23 protein-coding genes and 1 pseudogene are annotated in these 17885 nt (G+C 55.5%); 15 read left to right on the top strand and 9 right to left on the bottom strand.

Annotated features, from left to right (window positions below; all coding sequences use genetic code 11):
* The 4 genes and pseudogenes from ACREAY_RS03085 to ACREAY_RS03070 all read left to right on the top strand — a co-directional run.
* Positions 1 to 201: pseudogene (locus ACREAY_RS03085) on the top strand (nucleotide sugar dehydrogenase); the annotation flags it as partial.
* 28 nt (positions 202 to 229) lie between these two features.
* A complete protein-coding gene (gene mtnA / locus ACREAY_RS03080; RefSeq protein WP_431754297.1) occupies positions 230 to 1276 on the top strand; it encodes an S-methyl-5-thioribose-1-phosphate isomerase in 1047 nt (348 codons plus the stop codon).
* A 32-nt stretch (positions 1277 to 1308) separates the two neighbouring features.
* Entirely contained in the window at positions 1309 to 1911 is a 603-nt protein-coding gene (locus ACREAY_RS03075; protein WP_431754296.1) for a PqqD family peptide modification chaperone, read from the top strand.
* Positions 1911 to 2477: a methyltransferase domain-containing protein gene (locus ACREAY_RS03070; protein ID WP_431754295.1), complete on the top strand. Its 567-nt coding sequence runs from the start codon at positions 1911 to 1913 to the stop codon at positions 2475 to 2477. The genes ACREAY_RS03075 and ACREAY_RS03070 overlap by 1 nt, the downstream gene beginning before the upstream one ends.
* Here the strand turns inward: ACREAY_RS03070 and ACREAY_RS03065 are convergent.
* The 5 genes from ACREAY_RS03065 to ACREAY_RS03045 all read right to left on the bottom strand — a co-directional run bounded on the left by ACREAY_RS03065 (position 2474) and on the right by ACREAY_RS03045 (position 5902).
* On the bottom strand, positions 2474 to 2824 hold the full coding sequence (locus ACREAY_RS03065; protein WP_431754294.1) for a hypothetical protein: 351 nt from the start codon (positions 2822 to 2824) through the stop codon (positions 2474 to 2476). The two genes, ACREAY_RS03070 and ACREAY_RS03065, sit on opposite strands and share 4 nt — an antisense overlap.
* A complete protein-coding gene (locus ACREAY_RS03060) occupies positions 2821 to 4296 on the bottom strand; it encodes a glycine--tRNA ligase (RefSeq protein ID WP_431754293.1) in 1476 nt (491 codons plus the stop codon). Before ACREAY_RS03060 ends, ACREAY_RS03065 begins: the two co-directional genes overlap by 4 nt.
* Positions 4297 to 4368: 72 nt before the next feature.
* Entirely contained in the window at positions 4369 to 4581 is a 213-nt protein-coding gene (locus ACREAY_RS03055; protein WP_431754292.1) for a sensor histidine kinase, read from the bottom strand.
* Entirely contained in the window at positions 4569 to 5480 is a 912-nt protein-coding gene (locus ACREAY_RS03050) for a sensor histidine kinase (RefSeq protein WP_431754291.1), read from the bottom strand. Before ACREAY_RS03050 ends, ACREAY_RS03055 begins: the two co-directional genes overlap by 13 nt.
* Positions 5426 to 5902, bottom strand: coding sequence for a hypothetical protein (locus tag ACREAY_RS03045; RefSeq protein ID WP_431754290.1), 477 nt, complete (start codon positions 5900 to 5902; stop codon positions 5426 to 5428). Before ACREAY_RS03045 ends, ACREAY_RS03050 begins: the two co-directional genes overlap by 55 nt.
* A gap of 414 nt (positions 5903 to 6316) precedes the next feature.
* Between ACREAY_RS03045 and ACREAY_RS03040 the strand changes: the two genes are divergently transcribed.
* The gene (locus tag ACREAY_RS03040; RefSeq protein ID WP_431754289.1) at positions 6317 to 6838 is read left to right on the top strand and encodes a response regulator; all 522 of its coding nucleotides are present in this window, start codon (positions 6317 to 6319) and stop codon (positions 6836 to 6838) included.
* Positions 6839 to 6879: 41 nt separating this feature from the next.
* A complete protein-coding gene (locus ACREAY_RS03035; protein WP_431754288.1) occupies positions 6880 to 8052 on the top strand; it encodes an aminotransferase class I/II-fold pyridoxal phosphate-dependent enzyme in 1173 nt (390 codons plus the stop codon).
* On the opposite strand, the gene pspAA is transcribed toward ACREAY_RS03035, so the two are convergent.
* From pspAA to npdG, 3 genes are all read right to left on the bottom strand, one after another.
* Complete coding sequence (gene pspAA / locus ACREAY_RS03030) at positions 8049 to 8513, bottom strand: PspA-associated protein PspAA (RefSeq protein WP_431754287.1); 465 nt, start codon at positions 8511 to 8513, stop codon at positions 8049 to 8051. The genes ACREAY_RS03035 and pspAA overlap by 4 nt on opposite strands.
* A gap of 187 nt (positions 8514 to 8700) precedes the next feature.
* Complete coding sequence (locus ACREAY_RS03025) at positions 8701 to 9021, bottom strand: hypothetical protein (protein ID WP_431754286.1); 321 nt, start codon at positions 9019 to 9021, stop codon at positions 8701 to 8703.
* A gap of 22 nt (positions 9022 to 9043) precedes the next feature.
* Positions 9044 to 9715 carry an NADPH-dependent F420 reductase gene (gene npdG, locus ACREAY_RS03020; protein ID WP_431754285.1) on the bottom strand — a complete coding sequence of 224 codons (672 nt, stop codon included), beginning with the start codon at positions 9713 to 9715 and terminating at the stop codon, positions 9044 to 9046.
* Between the two features lie 168 nt (positions 9716 to 9883).
* Between npdG and ACREAY_RS03015 the strand changes: the two genes are divergently transcribed.
* A complete protein-coding gene (locus ACREAY_RS03015) occupies positions 9884 to 10663 on the top strand; it encodes a hypothetical protein (protein ID WP_431754284.1) in 780 nt (259 codons plus the stop codon).
* Positions 10664 to 10749: 86 nt separating this feature from the next.
* On the opposite strand, the gene ACREAY_RS03010 is transcribed toward ACREAY_RS03015, so the two are convergent.
* Complete coding sequence (locus tag ACREAY_RS03010) at positions 10750 to 11394, bottom strand: heavy metal-binding domain-containing protein (RefSeq protein WP_431754283.1); 645 nt, start codon at positions 11392 to 11394, stop codon at positions 10750 to 10752.
* Between the two features lie 307 nt (positions 11395 to 11701).
* On the opposite strand from ACREAY_RS03010, the gene ACREAY_RS03005 reads away from it, so the two are divergent.
* The 8 genes from ACREAY_RS03005 to ACREAY_RS02970 form a co-directional block, all read left to right on the top strand.
* A complete protein-coding gene (locus tag ACREAY_RS03005) occupies positions 11702 to 12325 on the top strand; it encodes a histidine phosphatase family protein (protein ID WP_431754282.1) in 624 nt (207 codons plus the stop codon).
* A gap of 80 nt (positions 12326 to 12405) precedes the next feature.
* A complete protein-coding gene (locus ACREAY_RS03000) occupies positions 12406 to 12630 on the top strand; it encodes a hypothetical protein (RefSeq protein WP_431754281.1) in 225 nt (74 codons plus the stop codon).
* On the top strand, positions 12631 to 13131 hold the full coding sequence (locus tag ACREAY_RS02995; RefSeq protein WP_431754280.1) for a hypothetical protein: 501 nt from the start codon (positions 12631 to 12633) through the stop codon (positions 13129 to 13131).
* Positions 13132 to 13195: 64 nt separating this feature from the next.
* The gene (locus ACREAY_RS02990; RefSeq protein ID WP_431754279.1) at positions 13196 to 14722 is read left to right on the top strand and encodes a cytochrome c oxidase subunit I; all 1527 of its coding nucleotides are present in this window, start codon (positions 13196 to 13198) and stop codon (positions 14720 to 14722) included.
* A gap of 12 nt (positions 14723 to 14734) precedes the next feature.
* Positions 14735 to 15571 carry a cupredoxin domain-containing protein gene (locus ACREAY_RS02985; RefSeq protein WP_431754278.1) on the top strand — a complete coding sequence of 279 codons (837 nt, stop codon included), beginning with the start codon at positions 14735 to 14737 and terminating at the stop codon, positions 15569 to 15571.
* Positions 15568 to 16014, top strand: a complete 447-nt coding sequence (locus ACREAY_RS02980) for a COX15/CtaA family protein (RefSeq protein WP_431754277.1) — start codon at positions 15568 to 15570, stop codon at positions 16012 to 16014. The genes ACREAY_RS02985 and ACREAY_RS02980 overlap by 4 nt, the downstream gene beginning before the upstream one ends.
* A 31-nt stretch (positions 16015 to 16045) precedes the next feature.
* Positions 16046 to 17080 carry a hypothetical protein gene (locus tag ACREAY_RS02975; RefSeq protein ID WP_431754276.1) on the top strand — a complete coding sequence of 345 codons (1035 nt, stop codon included), beginning with the start codon at positions 16046 to 16048 and terminating at the stop codon, positions 17078 to 17080.
* 26 nt (positions 17081 to 17106) lie between these two features.
* Positions 17107 to 17885: iron-containing alcohol dehydrogenase (locus ACREAY_RS02970; RefSeq protein WP_431754275.1), on the top strand; the 779-nt coding region annotated here is incomplete at its 3' end.

Below are 17885 nucleotides of genomic sequence, written 5' to 3'. Positions count from 1 at the left end.
GACTTGCCCAAGGACGTTGCGCTTACCGGCGACATAAAGGAGGCTGTGGCCGGCGCGGACCTCGTCATCCTGTCGACTGACCACCCGCAGTACGGCAAGCTGTCCCAGCGCGACCTTGGCGACGTCCCGGTCTATGACGGGCGGGGCATCCTTGACAGAGCAAAGTTCGGCAGGTTTGCGTCGATAGGGCGCCACGCATAAATATCGCATGAGGGCGGGTTTTTCCTGCTTGGCGCGCAAGAACCTCGACCTTTTGCTTACAGTTGAATGGAAGGACGACGCGGTCGTCATGGTGGACCAGACAAAGCTCCCAAACAGGCTTGTCTACGTGAAATGCACCGACTATCTGCAGGTCGCTGACGCGATAAAAAAACTGGTGGTCCGGGGCGCGCCTGCGATAGGCGTCACCGCAGCTCTTGGGCTCGCGCTTGCAGCGCAGCAGAGCAAGGCCAAGGGCCTTGACGAACTGAGGACAGACCTCGATACCGCTTTTCAAGTCCTGAGGGCTACCCGCCCTACCGCCATCAACCTCTTTTGGGCGCTAGAGCGCGTCATGGGCAAGGCAAAGCGCGCCAGGACCGTGGAGGACGTCAAAAAAGCAGTCCTTGGCGAGGCCACGAAAATGTGGCAGCAGGACATACAGGCAAACCGGCAGATGGGCTCTAACGGCGCGCAGCTCTTCAAGGACGGCGACGTGGTGCTAACACACTGCAACGCCGGCTCGCTTGCGACGGTCGCATACGGCACGGCCCTTGGGGTTATCCGCGCTGCAAGGGAATCCGGCAAGCGCCTGAGCGTCATTGCCACGGAAACCCGGCCGGTGATGCAGGGCGCAAGGCTCACCGCTTTTGAATTGCAGCATGACGGCGTTGACGTCTCGCTGATACCCGACACCGCTGTCGGGCACATGATGGCAAGGGGCGCGATCAAGAGGGTAATAGTGGGCGCCGACAGGGTCCTACGCACGGGCCACGTCTTTAACAAGATTGGGACTTACCAGGTCGCAATCCTGGCAAAGAGGCACAACATCCCGTTCTACGTCGCCGCTCCTCTGTCGACCTTTGACCTGAAAAGCAGCCCTGAAGACGTCATCATCGAAGAGCGCTCTGTCGACGAAGTCGTCAGGGTGGGCAAAAAGAGGGTCGCGCCAAAGGGCGTCAGGATATTCAACCCCGCGTTTGACATGACGCCGCCAGAGCTTGTCAGCGGCATCATAACCGAAAAGGGCGTGCTAAAGCCGCCTTTTGAGAAGAGCCTCAAAAAGCTCCTTGGCTAAAGTATTTATCGTGTTCCGCACACATGATTGCCATGCCAGCCGCACAGCAGGTCACAGAAGATCAGGTCTACAGCGCGTTGAAAAAATGCATGGACCCTGAAATCCCGGTAAACGTAGTCGATCTAGGCCTAATCTATGGAGTCAAGGTAGACCAGGGCAAGGACGTCGACATCAAGATGACCATGACCACGCGCGGCTGCCCGCTGCACGACACGCTTGTGAGCGACGTCAAGCGCTACGTCGGCAAGATCTCTGGCATCGGCAACATCAACGTCGAGATAGTGTGGGAGCCTGCATGGACGCTGGAAAAGATGAACCCCGCAGTCCGCGACCAGCTGGGATTTGGCAAGCCAAAATTGCGCTTCCAGATAGACTATGAAAAGTCGATGCCGCTAAAAATCGGGCGCTCGACCAAGCAGGAAGACGGCTCGCTTATACTGGCAAACGACAAGGATCAGGGCTTTATGGTAAACGAGGCGATTATAGAATTCTGGAAGGGCTGCGACGGCACAAAGACGATCAATCAATTAACGGACCAGTTCTCGGCCAAGCTTGGCATGCCGAGGCAGCAGGTGGAACAGGAAGTCGTCCAGCTCGTGCAGCAGCTGCTCGAAGCAGAGCTTTTGAAGGCCTGATGTCTGAGCCATCCATAGTCCCGCCTCACACGAGGACGATAGTAGAGCTTGGGATGGGCGACGGCCGGCTCATCGAATCCCTTGCAAAGGGCGATCCGGAGACAATCTATATCGGAGTTGAGCTTGACGCGCAGCAGTTCGCGCAGGCAAAGTCGCGCATGCACCTGCAGAACGCCTTTGTTGTGCATGGGTCGTTTGAAGACATTGTCGCAAGGTTCCCGGATAATTCGATCGACGGCTTTATCGCGGTGCTGCCGGATCCTGCCTTTATCGACGAAAAAAGGGAGGAGCAGTGGCGGCCCTTTTACAGGGTGGTGCATGCAAAGCTGAAAAAGCCGGGGGCTTTCCGGCTGGTAACAGAGATCACCGACGAGCTCTTGCAGCCGGTGGGCAACGACGCGTTTGACAGGTGGACGGTGTGGCTCGTGGAGACTTTCAAGTCGCTTGGGTTCAAAGTCGCCGACCTCTACGAGGGCCCGCCGCCAGAATACTCGTCGCACTGCCTCAACCAGTTCAGGGGCGACCCGGAGCGCATCAGGATGATGACTCTGGAGCTGGCTACCTAGTGCTTGCGCATCTGGTGTTCCTGCATGCAGTCCCTTGAGCAAAACTCTGCATTGCAGCCGCCGTGCGCGCACGGCATCGGCTCGTCGCCAAATTTCCTGTTGCACCACGTGCACAGCCCCTCAAGCTCGGGATAGTTGCGGTTCATGTAGGGGCCGCAGTTGCGCTTTTCCCGGAACCACAGCACCTCGAGGTTCATCTTTTCGGCGTGCGTCAGCACAACGTCGTACGCTTCGTAAAAGCCGGGCGCAAAAAACTGCCTGACAAACCTGGCGCCTTCCGGCCTCCTTTTTGAAGACGGGCTCCTGTAGGCGACGAGCCATTTTTCAAGCGGCAGCTCGTCTTTCATATGGCAAGCGCGTTCTGCATGAACTGGCGCAGATCTGACACCTTGACGCGCTCTTGCTGCATCGAGTCGCGGTGGCGCACCGTCACGGTGTCGTCCTGCATCGTCGCCTGGTCTATCGTAACGGCAAACGGCGCGCCTGCCTCTTCAAGCCTCCTGTAGCGCCGGCCGATGGAGCCGGACTCGTCGTAGAACGTGTCAAAGTCAAGTTTCAAGTCTGAATGGATCTTGCGCGCCTTTTCGCCGAGGCCGTCCTTTGTCATCAGCGGCAGTATGCCGACCAGCACCGGCGCAAGGTACGGCCTTAACTTCAGCACCGCCCTCGTCTCTTCCTTTACATGCTCCTCATAATACGAGTGCTCCAGTATGGTGTAAAGGCTCCTATCTATGCCCATCGACAGCTCGAACACGTGCGGCAGGACTTTTTTCTGGTCGACAGGATCGACGACTTCGAGGTTTTCCTTGCTCGTCGCCGCGTGCCCCTTCAGGTCATAGTCAGAGCGGTAGTTGCACGCGACAAGCTCGAGCCACCCTGTGCTTGTCTGCACCTCAAAGTCGAACGCGACCGTCGCGTAGAACGCCTTTTCCTCCTCTGACAGCCTGCGGAACCTGCTCTTTGTAACGTCGATGCCGGTCTTTTCGTAAAACTCGACAAGCAGGGCGAGATAGTAGGCGACCAGCTTGTTTGGCACCAGCCCCTTGGCTATTGCCTCTTCGGCCGTCACAGCTGTCATGTCAGAGTCGCCGTCTTTGAACAGGCGCAAGGTTGTGCCCTTTACCTCTTCAAACCGGGGCATCTCGTCGAGCCTGCCGGGGTTGCAAAACACCTCGATTTCTGCCTGGTAAAACTCGCGCAGCCTCAGCAACGACTGCCGGGGCGCTATCTCGTTGCGAAAGCTCTTGCCTACCTGCGCGACGCCCATGGGGAGCCTGCCGCGCATGGTCTTGAAGACGCGGGAAAAATCCACAAAGATGGACTGGCAGGTCTCCGGCCTCAGGTACGCCTCTTCTGCCGCCGGCCCTATCCCCAGGCGGAACATCATGTTAAAGCGGCTCACGTTACCAAGCTCGCCCTTGCAGTTTGGGCACTTTAGCCCGTGCTTTTTTACGAGGGCGTCGATGTCCTCGTTTGAGAGCCTCTCGGGAACCCTGCCGCCGGTCTTTTCCTCGATGAACCGGTCGGCGCGAAAGATGGACCCGCATTTAGTGCACTTCATGACAGGGTCGGTAAAGTTGCCGATGTGGCCCGACGCGACGAACACGCTCTTGCTCATCACCTGGCATCCGTCTATCTCCATCATGCCGTCGCGCCTGACAAGCTGCCTGCGCCACAACTCGACGAACTTGTTCTTCAAAGAGACGCCTGTGGGGCCGTACTCCCAGAATCCTGCCGGGGCGTCGGGATAAATCTCGCAACCTGGAAAGTAAAATCCGCGCTCTAGCGCCAGCTTCATGACCTTGTCATAGTTCGACATCTAGCATGAGGCTGCCAAAACGTGCTTTAAGTTTATTGCTACTATGCAGCGCAGGTAATAATTCGCCGCGCCTTATCGATGCAGCGGAAGTGTAAACGCAAAGGTCGCGCCCTTTTCGCCGGCGTTGTTGTCTGCAGCCATCTTGCCCCCGTGGGCGTCGATTATCCACTTGCAGATGTACAGCCCAAGCCCTATGCCCTTGTCAGACTTGGCCGCAAATTTCGTAAAGAGCCTTGGCATTATTTCCGGGTCCACGCCCATGCCAGAGTCCTTTACCTGCACCACCGCCTGGCCCCCGCCCTGTCCATCGTGATTGTGATGGTCCCCCGCTCTGTGAACTTGCCTGCGTTGCTCAGCAGGTTTGCCACGACCTGCCTTATGCGCTCCGGGTCGGCCTCTACCGACAGCTTTTGCCTTATCTCGATCTTTAACTCGTTGCCGTTTGCCACGACCAGGCTCTTGATGTCTGCCGCCGCGTCGCTTACAAGCCCGCCAAGCTCGACGCGCTCCATCCGCAGGGCGAGCGTATTGTTCTCCATCTTGCTGACGTCAAGTATGTCGTTTGCAAGCTGCCGCAGCCTCCTTGTGTTGCGGACGATTATGTCGTACTGCGGCCTGGTCAGAGTCACGTCGGACGCCGGGTTCTGGGGCTCGACGTTGTCCGCAGTCATCAGGATGGGCGTGATGGGCGTCCTTATTTCGTGCGCGGCGATGTTGATAAAGTCCTTTTGCAGCCTGCCGGTGACCTTTAGCTGCTCGACAGCCTGCTCCAGCTCGCCCGTGCGCACGCGCACCTTGGACTCTAGCACCGCGTTCCACCATATGATGACTATGGCAAGGACGATGAGGGCACCGGTGGCAGACGCGAGGAGCACGAAATTATTGACGCTCTCTGCAAACAGGAGGTCCTCGACGGCATCGTTGAAAGTAGAGGTCGGGTTGACCGCAAACACAAAGTAGACAGGCCTGCCGTCGACGACTACCGGCTGGCCGACTATCAGCCGCTCCCCCGAGCCCGTCTCAAGAAGGAACGAAGTAGAATTGCCTGCCAGCAGGCTGGTGGCGTGGAGCCTGAGCTTGGCAAGCGAGTCAGGCGCAAGGTTTTCTCCAATCCTGTCGTCAAAAACCCCTACCCCTGCCAGGCCTTCAAAGGGCGTGACGAGCAAGGTCCCTCTCCTGTCCATGGCCCCGATGTAGCTAGAGTCACCGTCGCCGGTATTGCCAAACTCCCCAAAAAACTGACCGCGGTTGCGCTGGCCGACACCATCCCAAGGTAGTTGCCCGTTTCCCTGTTTATCACGGGATAGTTGACAAAGATGCGGTAGCTGCCGTCCGCGCCCAGCTGCGCTTCTGAATACAGCGGCTGGCGCGTAAACCTCACCTGCTGGACATAGTGCCTGGCAGACAGGTCCTGACCAGTCAGGTCTGGGAGGCCTTGCGCGCTGACTTGCTGGACGATCGTCCCGCTGCTGTCGACGATCTCCAGCCTGTCCATGACTGTGCCCAGCCTGTTAAAGTGCTGCCTTAGCAATGCGCCGGCCTCGCTTGAAGAAAAGTTGCCCTGCTGGAACGGCTCTGTGGCCGCCAGCCCTGAAAGCCCTGCCATGGTCAGCCCTAGCGACCTGCCGACGCTCTGGGCAGTGGACCTGGCAGTCCCTGCTTGGAGCTCCTTGTACTGCTCAAACAGGACGTCGTTTATCGCCCTCCTGCTTGTTACCTGGTAGTAGTAATAGGCGCCAAACGAAATGGCAATTATGACGACTATGGCTGCTACGATGACTGCCTTGGTCCCGGACCTCAGCCCGCCCTCACCCTGCCGCGGAATTGGACATGCAGGGGTAGTGCAGGAATGGTCGCAATAGAGAAACTCATGGCATTTCTGGCTTCAAGGCGCGCCTGCAATGCATTATAGCGCCCACTAGTACTAAACTTTAATCGTCCGCATGGCAAACTCTTTCGAATTTTGCTTACGGTTAGTTTAATAGAAGCCCTATGATGCATTGTAGTTGAAAAATTTGTCATGAAAGTACTCGTTGCGGAAGACGAAAAGGACATTGCCGCTTCGTACCGGGACATGTTCAAAAAACGCGGGTACAATTTTCAGATAGCGCTTGACGGCGCCGAGTGCGTCAAGATATACAAAAAGGAGGCAGAATATGCCGCGCATGAAAACGGCAAGTCTACAAGTCCGCTGCCGTTTGACGTCGTGATACTGGATTACAAGATGCCCAAGATGAACGGCATGGAGGCTGCAAAAAAGATCCTAGAGATACACCCGCGCCAGCGCATAATGTTCATCTCGGCGGTGGTGGAGGACATGCTGGAAGACTCGGTCAAGAACCTTGGCAGAATAGTCGAGCTGGTGCGCAAGCCGTTTGACCCAAAGGGCCTGATCGAGACCGTCGAGGACGCCGAGGTCTACAGGATGCTAGAAAAGATGAACAAGGCCCTTGAGCGGCTGATAGCTGCAAACCCCGACTCGGACCAGCTCGTCGAGCTTTTGGCGGCCCTCAGAAAGATAATGAAGGGCCGGACGTTCTAGACGCATAACAATTTATCTCGGTCAGCCAGCCACATTGGTCGTTGAAGGTTTCCGACAGGACGCATGGCGTCGAGTACGCCATCCGCGACATCACCGCTTATGCCAACAAGATAAAGGCGCAGGGCAAGGAGATAATCTACCTCAACATTGGCGACCCTGTCAAGTTTGATTTCAAGACGCCTGACCACATAAAGCGCGCCCTGATAGGCGCGGTGGGCAGGGACGAGAACTATTACGCCGATTCTGAAGGCCTGCCGGAGCTGAGGCAGGCAATAGTCGAGAAAGAGTCGGAAAAGGGCCTCCAGGTCACCGAAGAAGACGTCATCGTCACAAACGGCGTGTCCGAAGGCCTCGACATGACCCTGGCGTCGATAGTGGACCCAAACAGCGAGGTCCTGATGCCGGGGCCCTATTATCCTCCGTATTCGTCGTACGTAAAGTTCTACGGCGGCAAGCCCGTGGAATTTCGGCTGCACGAAGACGGACGGCCGGACCTCGAGGACCTGCGCAAGAAAATAACGCCCCGGTCCCGTGCGCTGTGCATCATCAGCCCAAACAACCCGACCGGCGAGGTATTTGACCGCAAGAGCCTGCAGCAGCTCGTGGACATTGCCACCGAGCACGACCTGTATGTCATCTGCGACGAGATATACGACAAGATTGCGTTTGACTCGCAGTTCACCGGAATCGGCAAGGTCGCCAAGGACGCGCCGGTCGTCCTGCTGAACGGCTTTTCAAAGGCCTACCTGATGACCGGCTGGCGCTGCGGCTACATCTGCATGAACAGCCAGTCAAGAAAGCTGGACCAGTTCCGAGAAGACGTGCCCAAGCTTGCCCGCGTCAGGATAGCTGCAAACCTGCCGGTGCAGGTGGCGGCGGTGCAGGCGCTGCGGGGCCCGCAGGACCACATACCGCAGATGGTGGAAAAGCTGCGCCGCCGGCGCGACTATGTCGTCAAGAGGCTCAACAGCATGGGGATGCAGTGCAAGCTGCCGAGAGGCGCGTTTTACGCTTTTCCCAAGATAGACCTTGGTAAAAAGTGGAAGGACGACAAGCAGTTTGTCATTGACCTGTTGAACACCACCGGCGTCCTGACGGTGCACGGCTCGGGCTTTGGCACGGCATACGGCTCTGGGCACCTGCGCATAGTGTACCTGGCGCCGGAAAACGTGCTTGAAAAAGCGATGGACAAGCTGGAGCGCTTTGTGCGCTAGGCCCCGGGGATAACGCCTTCTCCCCTGAACAGTTTTTTTGCCTCGTCGACTGGCAGGTCCGCGCTGGGGAGGATGATGTCTGATTTTACAATCTCGCCCCGTTCTACCGGCTTGCCGTGCTTGACGACGATGCTGGAAAGCTCTATCATGCCTTTCTTGAACTCGGCGTCGTCTGCCTTTTCGGTTGCTACCATTTCCACAAGCGAGTCGTCGATGCCGTTGAGGCGCTTGAGCGTCCTTGAGTCAACCGTGAACTGGCCCATGCCCATTATCCTCACGACCTTTTTGGACGGCTTGGCCGAGGGCTCTGGCCTGGCCTTGACCTTGGGCCTGGATCTGGGCGCCTGCTTGCGTGGCTGCGGGGCGCGCCTAGCTTTTGGGCGGTGCTTTAACTTTGCCACGACCTTGGCCTTTTTGTGTTGCTTGATGTGGTGCTTGATCTTTTTTGGGCTCTTTTTCAACGACGATTGTTCTAGATCAATGTCCGCGCGCTCTTGGTCATTAACTTTGCTAATTCCCCGTCGTTTTGCCAGCAAGATGCAATATTTTCAATCTTTTTCATGATATTTTCATTATTTTAGGTGAAACCTGGCATGTTGCAGCACCGCATAATTCGTCAATAGACTTAGTTTCTTGCAGTCAACGCCGTTATTTGTCGAACCTGCGCCGCTCGTGCTCATCCGGCGGGCCGTGGTCATCTTTTTTCTTGAAATAGCCCCACAGTATGAGGGCTGCCCCTCCCGCTATCATTGCCATCACAAACTTTTCGTTGTTTACCTCTGCATTGACATAGTTTTCCAGAAACTGCTGCGTGCCGTTCTCGATGAGGCCTGCGGAAGAATCGACATAGTATAGCACCAGGTTCCTGATGGCGATAATCCCTGCAGCGACGATGAAGAGGACGCCCATCGCCGTCATCCAGTTGCGCCCCCGCGGCTGATTGCGCTCTTGCCACCTCATGCCCTTCACTACAACGCTTTGCAGATAACGTTTACGTCAGCTTTACGCCGGGGTGCTTCATCTTGTTGCGCCTGGCCGCGTTGAGGAGCATGGGGGTGAGGACTTCGGCCTGGTACGTCAGCGACAGCGGGCCTAGGTACACCGGCCGAAGACCGCTTATCTCTGACACCAGCTCTGCAAGTTTTGCGACAACGTTTGCGTCGTCGCCGCAGATGAACGTGTCGGTGTCGAGGCCCTGCGCAGTGTTTTTCAGTTTCACCTCAGATATCGTGTGGAACGCAGAGACGACCCTCGATCTCGGGGCCATGCGCTCTGCCACCAGCTCGGCCGCCGGCTTTTTGCCCTGCTCGATTGGGATGTAGACAAAGCCGCTGTCGGTGCGGGCCATGGGCACTATTGGCGACACGACTATGCAGTCGCTCCTGGTGTTGCCGGCTAGTTTAGAGCACGTGTCGTCGATGAACTCGTAAGGTATCGACAGTATGAGCACGTCGCAGTCCTTGGCAAGTGATATGTTGTCGTCGCCTGTGATGCTGCCGGACATCGAAGGAAGAGCCTGCTTTGCAGCCGTCATATAGTTTGCAGCCGCCTCCTTGGCCTTCTGGGCCTCCCTTGAGCCGACAATGATGTCGTGCTTTGCGCACCACCTGAGGGCAAAGCCTTCGCCCATGCCGCCGGTGCCGCCTACTATGCCAATCTTCATAGAGTCTCTCACGGAAGGTTTGGATATTAACTTTAGGCTCTGCATGCAATCATTAGGGTCCAAACCCAAAAGGACGCGTTGCCGAGCCCGAGAGTTTGACACCGCGCCATCTTGACACTTGCGAAAACGACTTAATACTGTTTTTAATTATTTTGAATAAATAACTGCATGATGGGACATGAACACCCCAAGCACTCTGACTCACATGGCAAACATCCGCAAGGAGGGAAATATGATGTCAGTCTGCAGTCAGACCCGGCAGCCCCGTCATCTAGAGAGCCTGCTAGATTAACAATAATTGTAACTGAACGGGAAACAGGCGACAGAATAGGTCGATTCGAGGTTATCCATGATAAGCTTACGCATCTGGTTGTAGTGAGCGACGACCTTTCCTATTTTGCACACATACACCCCAGGCTCGACGATAAAGAGAGGATTTTCACGATCGCCCATGCCTTTCCAACGGCGGGAAGATACAAGATGTGGGTTGATGCCAAACCCCAGGGTGGAGGGCAGTTTGTAAAGGATTTTCGCCTTGATGTCAAATGCGAGGGTATCCAAGCACCTGTGCCTATCGTAGCGGACAAAAATTTCAGCAAGGAGATAGTGGCAGGCAGTAAAAAATATCAGGTCAGGCTAAAGGTCCCTGAAAGCATCAAATCCGGGCAGGATGCCGAAATCGTGTTCGAGCTTTCAGACTCGCAAGGCAGGCCCATAACTGATCTTGAACCTCTTATGGCAGCAGGCGGTCACTGCGTAATCATTACTTCTGACGCAGAAAAGTTTCTTCATGTTCATCCTCTTGAAGGGGTAATCGCAGATTGGCGCGGCGGGCCAGAAGTGGCTTTCAGAGCAAACTTTCCATCGCCTGGCTTGTACAAGGCATGGGGGCAGTTTAAGCACAGAGGAGATGTCATTACTGCCGACTTTGTTCTGAAAGCAGAATGAAAAATGGCTAACGTAACCGATAGACGTCTTTCAGGGCGATTGGCGTCTGTTGTACCTGCTGCTAACATAGACTCTGCGATGAAAATCTAGGCCGCAATAAACAGCATGACTAGCGCCAACGCTACCATGCCAAAATCTTCCAGGACAGTAACTTTTGTCAGTGGGACCTTCAAAAAAGTCCCCAGACATACGCACTGGAATTTTTCCCTCTTCATCAGCTTTATTGAAACACCCAATCCGCTAAAGCCCATCACACCTACTTCTGCCAGCAGGAGCGGAAGCGACGTGGGATAAAGAATCATTGCCAATCCGAAAGACAGTTCAATGAATGGGTAAACATACCCGTACGCGAAAACCTTCCTTGCCAACAGGTCATAGGTGGAATAGCCCTCCGCGAAACCCTTCAAGTCAATCAGCTTAAAGCCCGCAAAGACAATGAAAAATCCTATCATAAAGTAAGACAAGGCCATCGTGGCCGAGAAATTGCCAGTCTGGAAATCTCTGAAGGATAGGACAAGCGACGTCAGCAGTATCAGGCCGACTATTATTGCCAAAGGCATGTAGTCCCTCCACGTTGACGTGCCCAAGCTTCTGGTCTCATCTTTCTGGGGGGCAACTTTACTTTCCGAGTTTTCTTCTACAAGTCTCATGCCGCATTTAGGGCAATTTCCAGATCTGTCCTGTCTTATTTCTGGATGCATCGGGCAGGTGTAGGATTTCCTACTCTGCATACTGGAATCTCACTGCCCTGCCGCTGCGCTGACATGCAAAGCCCTTGACCATGATCTTGACATGCAACGCATTATACATAAACAGGATACTTTACAGCTGTAAAATCATCGCTCTGGCGGGAAACAGCCGTTTTTCAATAAAAGTCAACCTGCAATGACACAAGTTCTATGGAGAAAAATATGCAGAAATTGGTGCTGGCTTGAATTAATTAATTCTTTTAAGGTTACTCGCATTTTTGTATGCACTGGAAATACTGGAAACACACACATGATAAACATAAAGTAACGGCGCAACTGACAAGCACTGTTGCCACTGGTCATCTTTATGCGCCACGGTCAGGCGGAAAACAATGTCAACCGCATGCTGGTGGGCCGGCACTTGGAGTCGCACCTGACAGAGTACGGGCGCCAGCAGGCTGCAGATGCGGCCAAGCACCTGAAGGGCGTCCAAGTAGACAAGGTGCTCGTGTCGCCGGTCATCAGGGCGGTAGAGACTGCAGAAATAGTGTGCGACGAAATAGGCGCGGAATATGAAATCGACGAGCGGCTGTACGAAATCGAGCTGGGCAAGCTGGTCGGCATGAACTTTGAAGAAGTGGTGACGAAATACGGCAACCTGTTTTTGAAATTTTACGACGAGCACGACCCGGTCCTTGACAGTTTCGGAGTTGAGCCCTTTTCCAAAGTAAGAATGAGGGTCACGAGCCTGCTTGAAGAGGCAGCAGACAAGCACTCTGACAGAAACGTGCTGTGCGTGACTCACCTTGACCCGATCAAGGCCGCTATATCAACCATCCTGGAACTAAAGCCGGAGGCGCTCTACCGGTGGCACATCCGCAATGCTGCGCTCACCGTCCTGAAACAGCAGGACAAGATCTATTCATTGTCTGCCGTGAACGTCATGTCGATGCACCGCTATCCGAACGAATGATTTTTTTCCAAAGCCTTAAATAAGATATTTGGTCGTATTTCGACCAAATGGGTATATCCTTAAGACAAGGTCTGCTCATGGTGCTTCCGGCACTTATCGCATTATCGGCAGTCCAGGTCGCTTTTGCTCAGGAAGATGGGCGCATTATCATCAACCGCGTTGAGGTGTGGGGTCTGTTTTACAAGGGCATGGTCATCGCATTCACCATAGGCGCAATCGTCATGGGAGTCATTGCTTACGTCGTTTTCAGGTTCCGCGAGTCAAATCCCAAAAACGTCGCAAGGGAGCCGGCGGAGGGACACTAGATGGGCCACGCAATGATTGAATGGGTCTACGTGGGCGTAGTCATCGCACTTTTGATATACATCGGGGCCGCGGCGTGGGACGTTGAGCGCTTTCTCGACCACCCACCAAAGGACTCCAAGGTCGTCAAGGTCACCGGTCAGCAGTGGTTCTGGACCTTTGAGCACGAGGACGGCCGGAAGGAGGTGGGAGAGCTGCACCTGGTCGAGGGCATCCCCTACAAGTTCGAGATAACGTCGCGGGACGTGAACCACTCGTTCAACATCCCGGACCTGACCGTGCTCATGGACGCGATCCCCGGCAGGATAAACACGATGTGGGTAATGCCTGACGCTTCTGGCGAGTACCTCATCCAGTGCAGGGAATACTGCGGTTTCAGCCACTACCAGATGCGCGCCAAGCTCTTTGTCGAAGAGCCGATAGTGGACGCAGCGGCTGACATAAAGCCAAAGGACGTCCAGGTGGCACTGCACGACTCGGCATCAGTTGTCGCAAGCAACTAATCTCGCACGACCAAAATGCTTTTATTTGATATTGAATGCAAAAAGCTCATTCGGGGGAATTTGATTGGTACTAGAAGTTAAGAAACCTCGTCCGATGTGGGAGATCCTTTTTTCAACCCATCATACCGATGTCGGGCTTCTTTACATGGTTCTGAGCATTACCGCCTTTATGATCGGTGGCGCTCTGGCATTGATGATCCGCACTGAGCTGTTCTTGCCCGGAAACCAGGGCATCATTCCTGACCCTAACACTTTCCACAGGATCATGACCACGCACGGGACAAACATGTTGTTCCTGTGGCTCATACCGTTTGCTTCCGGCATCGGCAACTACCTGATCCCCATATTGGTCAGGTACAAGGACATGGCATGGCCCAAGCTGAACGCCGTGGCGTTCTGGATGATCCCCGTCGGCATGGCGCTCGTGTGGCTTGGCATGGCGGACTTTACCTGGTACGCCACTCCCCCCTACTCTATCCTCCGCGCCCCCGGCCCCGCTGCCGAGATGTGGATATTTGGCATAAAGATACTCGGCATTTCGTCAATTCTGGGCTCTATCAACTTTATCGTGACGATACTAAAGATGAAGCACCCTGACATGCCGCTCATGAAGACGTCGCTCTTTGTGTGGGCAACCTTGGTGACTTCAATAATGATACTGGTGGCATTGCCTACGTTCACGGCGGCCCTCGTGATGCTGTTTACCGATCGGCTTGGAGTGTCCGGGTTCTTTAACCCCAACATGGGCGGGGACCCCATAGCCTACCAGCACATGTTCTGGTTCACATTCCACCCAGAGGTGTACATCTTTGCGATCCCGGCTATCGGCATGATGTACGAGCTGATACCGAAATTCTCGAGAAAGCCGATATTCAGTTACCAGTCTGGAGTGACTGCGTTCATACTGCTAGCGTTGGTGGCGTTCTCGTCATGGGCGCACCACATGTACGCAACTGGGATGAACTTTACTGAAAAGACGGTGTTCATGATAGGAACCCTTGCAGCAGTCCCTGCGTCGGCCATGCACGTGTTTAACTTTGTGGCCACGATGTGGGGCGGGAGGATAAAATTCGCCACGCCAATGTCGTTTATGGTGGGAGGCCTCGTCCTGTTCTTCTATGCTGGGGCAGGCGGCGTCGTTAACGCGCAGATGCCGCTTGACTTTCTGACGCACGACAGCTACTGGGTAGTGGGACACTTCCACCTGTTCGTCATGGGACTCATCACGTTCGCCTTCCTCGGCATGATATACTACATGTTCCCGTTCATAACGGGCAGGATGTACCACGAGAAGGCGGGAATGGTGACGTTCTGGCTGCTGTTCGTAGGAGTGTCGATGATATTCCTGACGCAGCACGTGCTGGGCCTGTACGGGATGCCTAGGAGGGTCTTTGACTACATACCGGTCGAGCCCCTGATCGTCATGAACCAGATATCATCGGTAGGAGCGTGGATAACGGGCGCGGGCGCGGCGCTCTTTATCGGCAACCTGATCTACAGCGCAGGCCGCGGCAAGCCTGCCGACATGCGCGACCCCTTCAAGATAGGGGAGGTCTACTACGACCAGGCGCGGAAGGAGCCGCACCACTAGGGGGATACTGGCATGGAAGAGCATCACGAAAGCAGCGACAAACCCGCGCTGATGACGTCGCCGGGCAGGATGAGGAGGGGCATCGTCATCGTGGCCGTGACCCTTGCCATCGGCTTTGGCATCGTCTTTACCCTGTGGGACGAGATGTTTGCCAACCCTCCGCCGGTGACAAGGCTGCAGACTGGCGAGCCAACACCGCCTCCGCCCGCGCAGGCAGGCGTCACGCAGATAACCATGCTGGCCGGAGCTGCCGTGTCAGGGGCTCCTGACTTTAGCCCTGATGACGACGCAACCGTCCCGCTTGGGAACAAGGTTGTGTGGAACAACGCAGACACTGTCCCGCACACTGCGACATCCGGCTCAGGTCCTGAAGACGCAGAATCTGGCGCAGCCTTTGACACCGAGCTGGTCAACGGAGGAGAAGAGTCTGCCGAGATAGATGTCGGCGGCGAGGTCGGGGACGTGATACCCTACTACTGTATAGTGCACCCCTACATGACTTCGCAACTGACGATAACGGAAGCAGAGGAAGGCGGCGGTGGTGCGGCAACCGGCCCAACGATTAACATCCCCTCCGGCGCGTCGGTGCAGGGCAACACGTCTTATGAACCGGCAGAGCTGACGGTGAAAAAGGGCGACACGGTGACCGTCACAAATGCCGATACGGCCATACACACGGTAACAAGCGGCCAATCGGGAGACGAGGATTCGGGTTCTGCCTTTGATTCCGACCTTGTTGAGCCAAGCGCCTCGGCAAAGATAGACACGGCTGCGATTGACGCAGGCGAGTACCCGTACTACTGCATCGTCCACCCGTACATGACAGGCAAGCTAGTCGTAACCGAATGATCCTAAAGGCGCTCTCTTTTGCGACGCTTGCCGTCCTTTTTTCCCTTATTTTTATCGGGGGATATGTCAGCGCGTCAGGCGTCGGCCTGTCCTGCCCTGACTGGCCGCTCTGCCCGCAGGGGCTCATTCCGCATGAAGACTTTATCATAGAATACATTCACCGGTCAGTCGCTGCCACCACCGGCCTGCTTGTCATAGCGACTGCCGTGTTTGCGATAAAGTCCAAAGACGCGCCAAGGGCCATGAAGGTGGCGTCGCTGATTGCAACTGCCGCAGTAATCGGCCAGATAGTGCTTGGCGCAGTCGTCATAGTTGAGCGCCTGCATGCAGTCCTCGTAACTGCGCACCTCGGGCTTGGGCTGGTCCTGTTTTCGATGGTGCTCATGACGGTGGCGTTTGCGTTTCGCATGCCTGCAACGAAGGCAATAATGGTAAAGGATTAGGTTTATAGTGGCTGTGCGCGGTAGCACCGCCATGGCCCGCGTCTGGCCTCTTGCTCTTGCACTGGCGCTCTTGGCATTATTGCCTGTGGCGCCCCTGGCTTTTGCTCACCTTGACCACATCCCGCACTATAACGGCAACGAGAGCCACACAGAGCACTATTTCGTCCACCAGGCTCTCGACCCGGAATACGCCGCGCCGGGCGAGCCGACGGCCATCATGTTCAGCGTCCAGGACTTTGACGGCAACGACGTCCGAAACGTCGAGACGATGCTGGAGGTGTACGCAAGCAACGGCGAGCGGCTGAAGGCTTTTCCGTGGACGAAATACGATGTCGGCGACTTTTCCGCCTATTACACGTTCCCTGACGTCGGCGGCTACCAGCTGGTCCTGAGCATCGCCAACGGGCCGGTCAACTCCAACAGCGTCGACCCTGTCAGGAGCACGCTCACCAGCTCAAATGGTTGCAACTGCGAGCGAGTCGTCCTCAACGTCCACATATCCAAGAACTTTGGCACTATCTTTACGTCGACGATACTTGCGGCCGTCTTTGTCCCGATGATAGGCCTTGGCGTATTAATGTGGCTCAACTACCGGGGCAAAAGGAATTCTGGCAAGATGAGTGGCGGGGCCGAGCTGGTAAAGTACGCGGTGATGCTCTCGGCAGTCGCCGGCGGCATGGTGCATTTTGCAGTGTATTCAGAGCACGGCTCGCTCCGGCTCGAATACCCGGTATTTCTGATATCTGCCGGCGGCATGCAGGTGGCCTATGGCATGCTGTACATAATGCTCACGCTGAGGTCGGAGGCCGGCACGACAAGCCCGTCGCAATATTATAGAAAAACAGTCACGCTGAACCTGTTTGGCCTTGCCGGCACCGCGGTCCTGCTTGGCCTGTACACGTATTCCGTTGTATTCCCGCCGCCGCTGTCGCCTGTCAACCAGCCCGAGGCCGTCTCGATTGCAGGGGTGCTGGCAAAGTCCGTCGAGGTGTTCTTGGTGGGCGGCATCCTGTACCTCATGCGGCTGGAAAAGAAAAAGCTGCAGATGCTATCTAGTAAGACATAAAACACCTACAGGCCGAACCTAACCGCATGTGGAAAGTAATGATGCCAAGGAAGATTGCCTTTGGCGCAAACGCCGCAAAGGAATTCCAGTATCCGAAAAATTCTCTCGTGATTACCACGACAACTCCGGACATATACAACAAGTGGCTCGATTACATGGGGATAAAAAATTATGAAGTCTATGACAAGGTCACGCCCGACCCGTCCATCGAAGCCATTGAAGAGCTGAAGAAGCAGTACGAAGGCAAGGAGATCAGCGCCTACATCGGCCTCGGCGGCGGGAGCTCGATGGACGTCTGCAAGTACCTAAGCAAGCTCACCGGCATCCCCAAGATCCTGATACCGACGACGTTTGGCACCGGGGCGGAAATGACCACCTATGCCGTCATCAGCTTTGACCACAAGAAAAAGCTGTTGCAGGACGAAGCGTTCCTCGCAGACGCAGCCATCGTCGACCCGTACTTTTTGCCCGGCACGCCTTTCAACATCATGCGCAACTCGGCATGCGACGCGGCCGCCCAGGCGTCTGAAGGCTATGACAGCAAGGCCGGCAACCCGTTCACGCAGTTCTTTTGCAAGGAGGCCTTTGACATCCTCTACGACGCCATCATGAACGACAAGCAGAACCTGCTGCCGTACGGCGCCATGCTGTCCGGCATCGGCTTTGGCAACTCGTCGACCACGCTTGGCCACGCGCTTTCGTACGTGTTCTCAAACGAGGGCGTCCCGCACGGCTACGCGCTCTCCTCGTGCACGACTGTCGCGCACAAGTTCAACAACTCTGTCTACTACAAGCGGTTCAAGGA

This window comes from Nitrososphaera sp. (genome assembly GCF_050748925.1).
GTDB lineage: Archaea > Thermoproteota > Nitrososphaeria > Nitrososphaerales > Nitrososphaeraceae > Nitrososphaera.
This window is presented reverse-complemented; position numbering and strand designations above follow the sequence as displayed.

Excerpts from the sequence above, each read along its gene's own strand:
- ACREAY_RS03075 (WP_431754296.1), top strand. The coding sequence starts at position 1,309 with ATGCCAGCCGCACAGCAGGTCACAGAAGATCAGGTCTACAGCGCGTTG.
- ACREAY_RS03070 (WP_431754295.1), top strand. The coding sequence starts at position 1,911 with ATGTCTGAGCCATCCATAGTCCCGCCTCACACGAGGACGATAGTAGAG.
- ACREAY_RS03065 (WP_431754294.1), bottom strand. The coding sequence starts at position 2,824 with ATGAAAGACGAGCTGCCGCTTGAAAAATGGCTCGTCGCCTACAGGAGC.
- ACREAY_RS03060 (WP_431754293.1), bottom strand. The coding sequence starts at position 4,296 with ATGTCGAACTATGACAAGGTCATGAAGCTGGCGCTAGAGCGCGGATTT.
- ACREAY_RS03050 (WP_431754291.1), bottom strand. The coding sequence starts at position 5,480 with ATGGACAGGAGAGGGACCTTGCTCGTCACGCCCTTTGAAGGCCTGGCA.
- ACREAY_RS03045 (WP_431754290.1), bottom strand. The coding sequence starts at position 5,902 with ATGGCAGGGCTTTCAGGGCTGGCGGCCACAGAGCCGTTCCAGCAGGGC.
- ACREAY_RS03040 (WP_431754289.1), top strand. The coding sequence starts at position 6,317 with ATGAAAGTACTCGTTGCGGAAGACGAAAAGGACATTGCCGCTTCGTAC.
- npdG (WP_431754285.1), bottom strand. The coding sequence starts at position 9,715 with ATGAAGATTGGCATAGTAGGCGGCACCGGCGGCATGGGCGAAGGCTTT.
- ACREAY_RS03015 (WP_431754284.1), top strand. The coding sequence starts at position 9,884 with ATGATGGGACATGAACACCCCAAGCACTCTGACTCACATGGCAAACAT.
- ACREAY_RS03010 (WP_431754283.1), bottom strand. The coding sequence starts at position 11,394 with ATGCAGAGTAGGAAATCCTACACCTGCCCGATGCATCCAGAAATAAGA.
- ACREAY_RS02995 (WP_431754280.1), top strand. The coding sequence starts at position 12,631 with ATGGGCCACGCAATGATTGAATGGGTCTACGTGGGCGTAGTCATCGCA.
- ACREAY_RS02985 (WP_431754278.1), top strand. The coding sequence starts at position 14,735 with ATGGAAGAGCATCACGAAAGCAGCGACAAACCCGCGCTGATGACGTCG.
- ACREAY_RS02980 (WP_431754277.1), top strand. The coding sequence starts at position 15,568 with ATGATCCTAAAGGCGCTCTCTTTTGCGACGCTTGCCGTCCTTTTTTCC.
- ACREAY_RS02975 (WP_431754276.1), top strand. The coding sequence starts at position 16,046 with ATGGCCCGCGTCTGGCCTCTTGCTCTTGCACTGGCGCTCTTGGCATTA.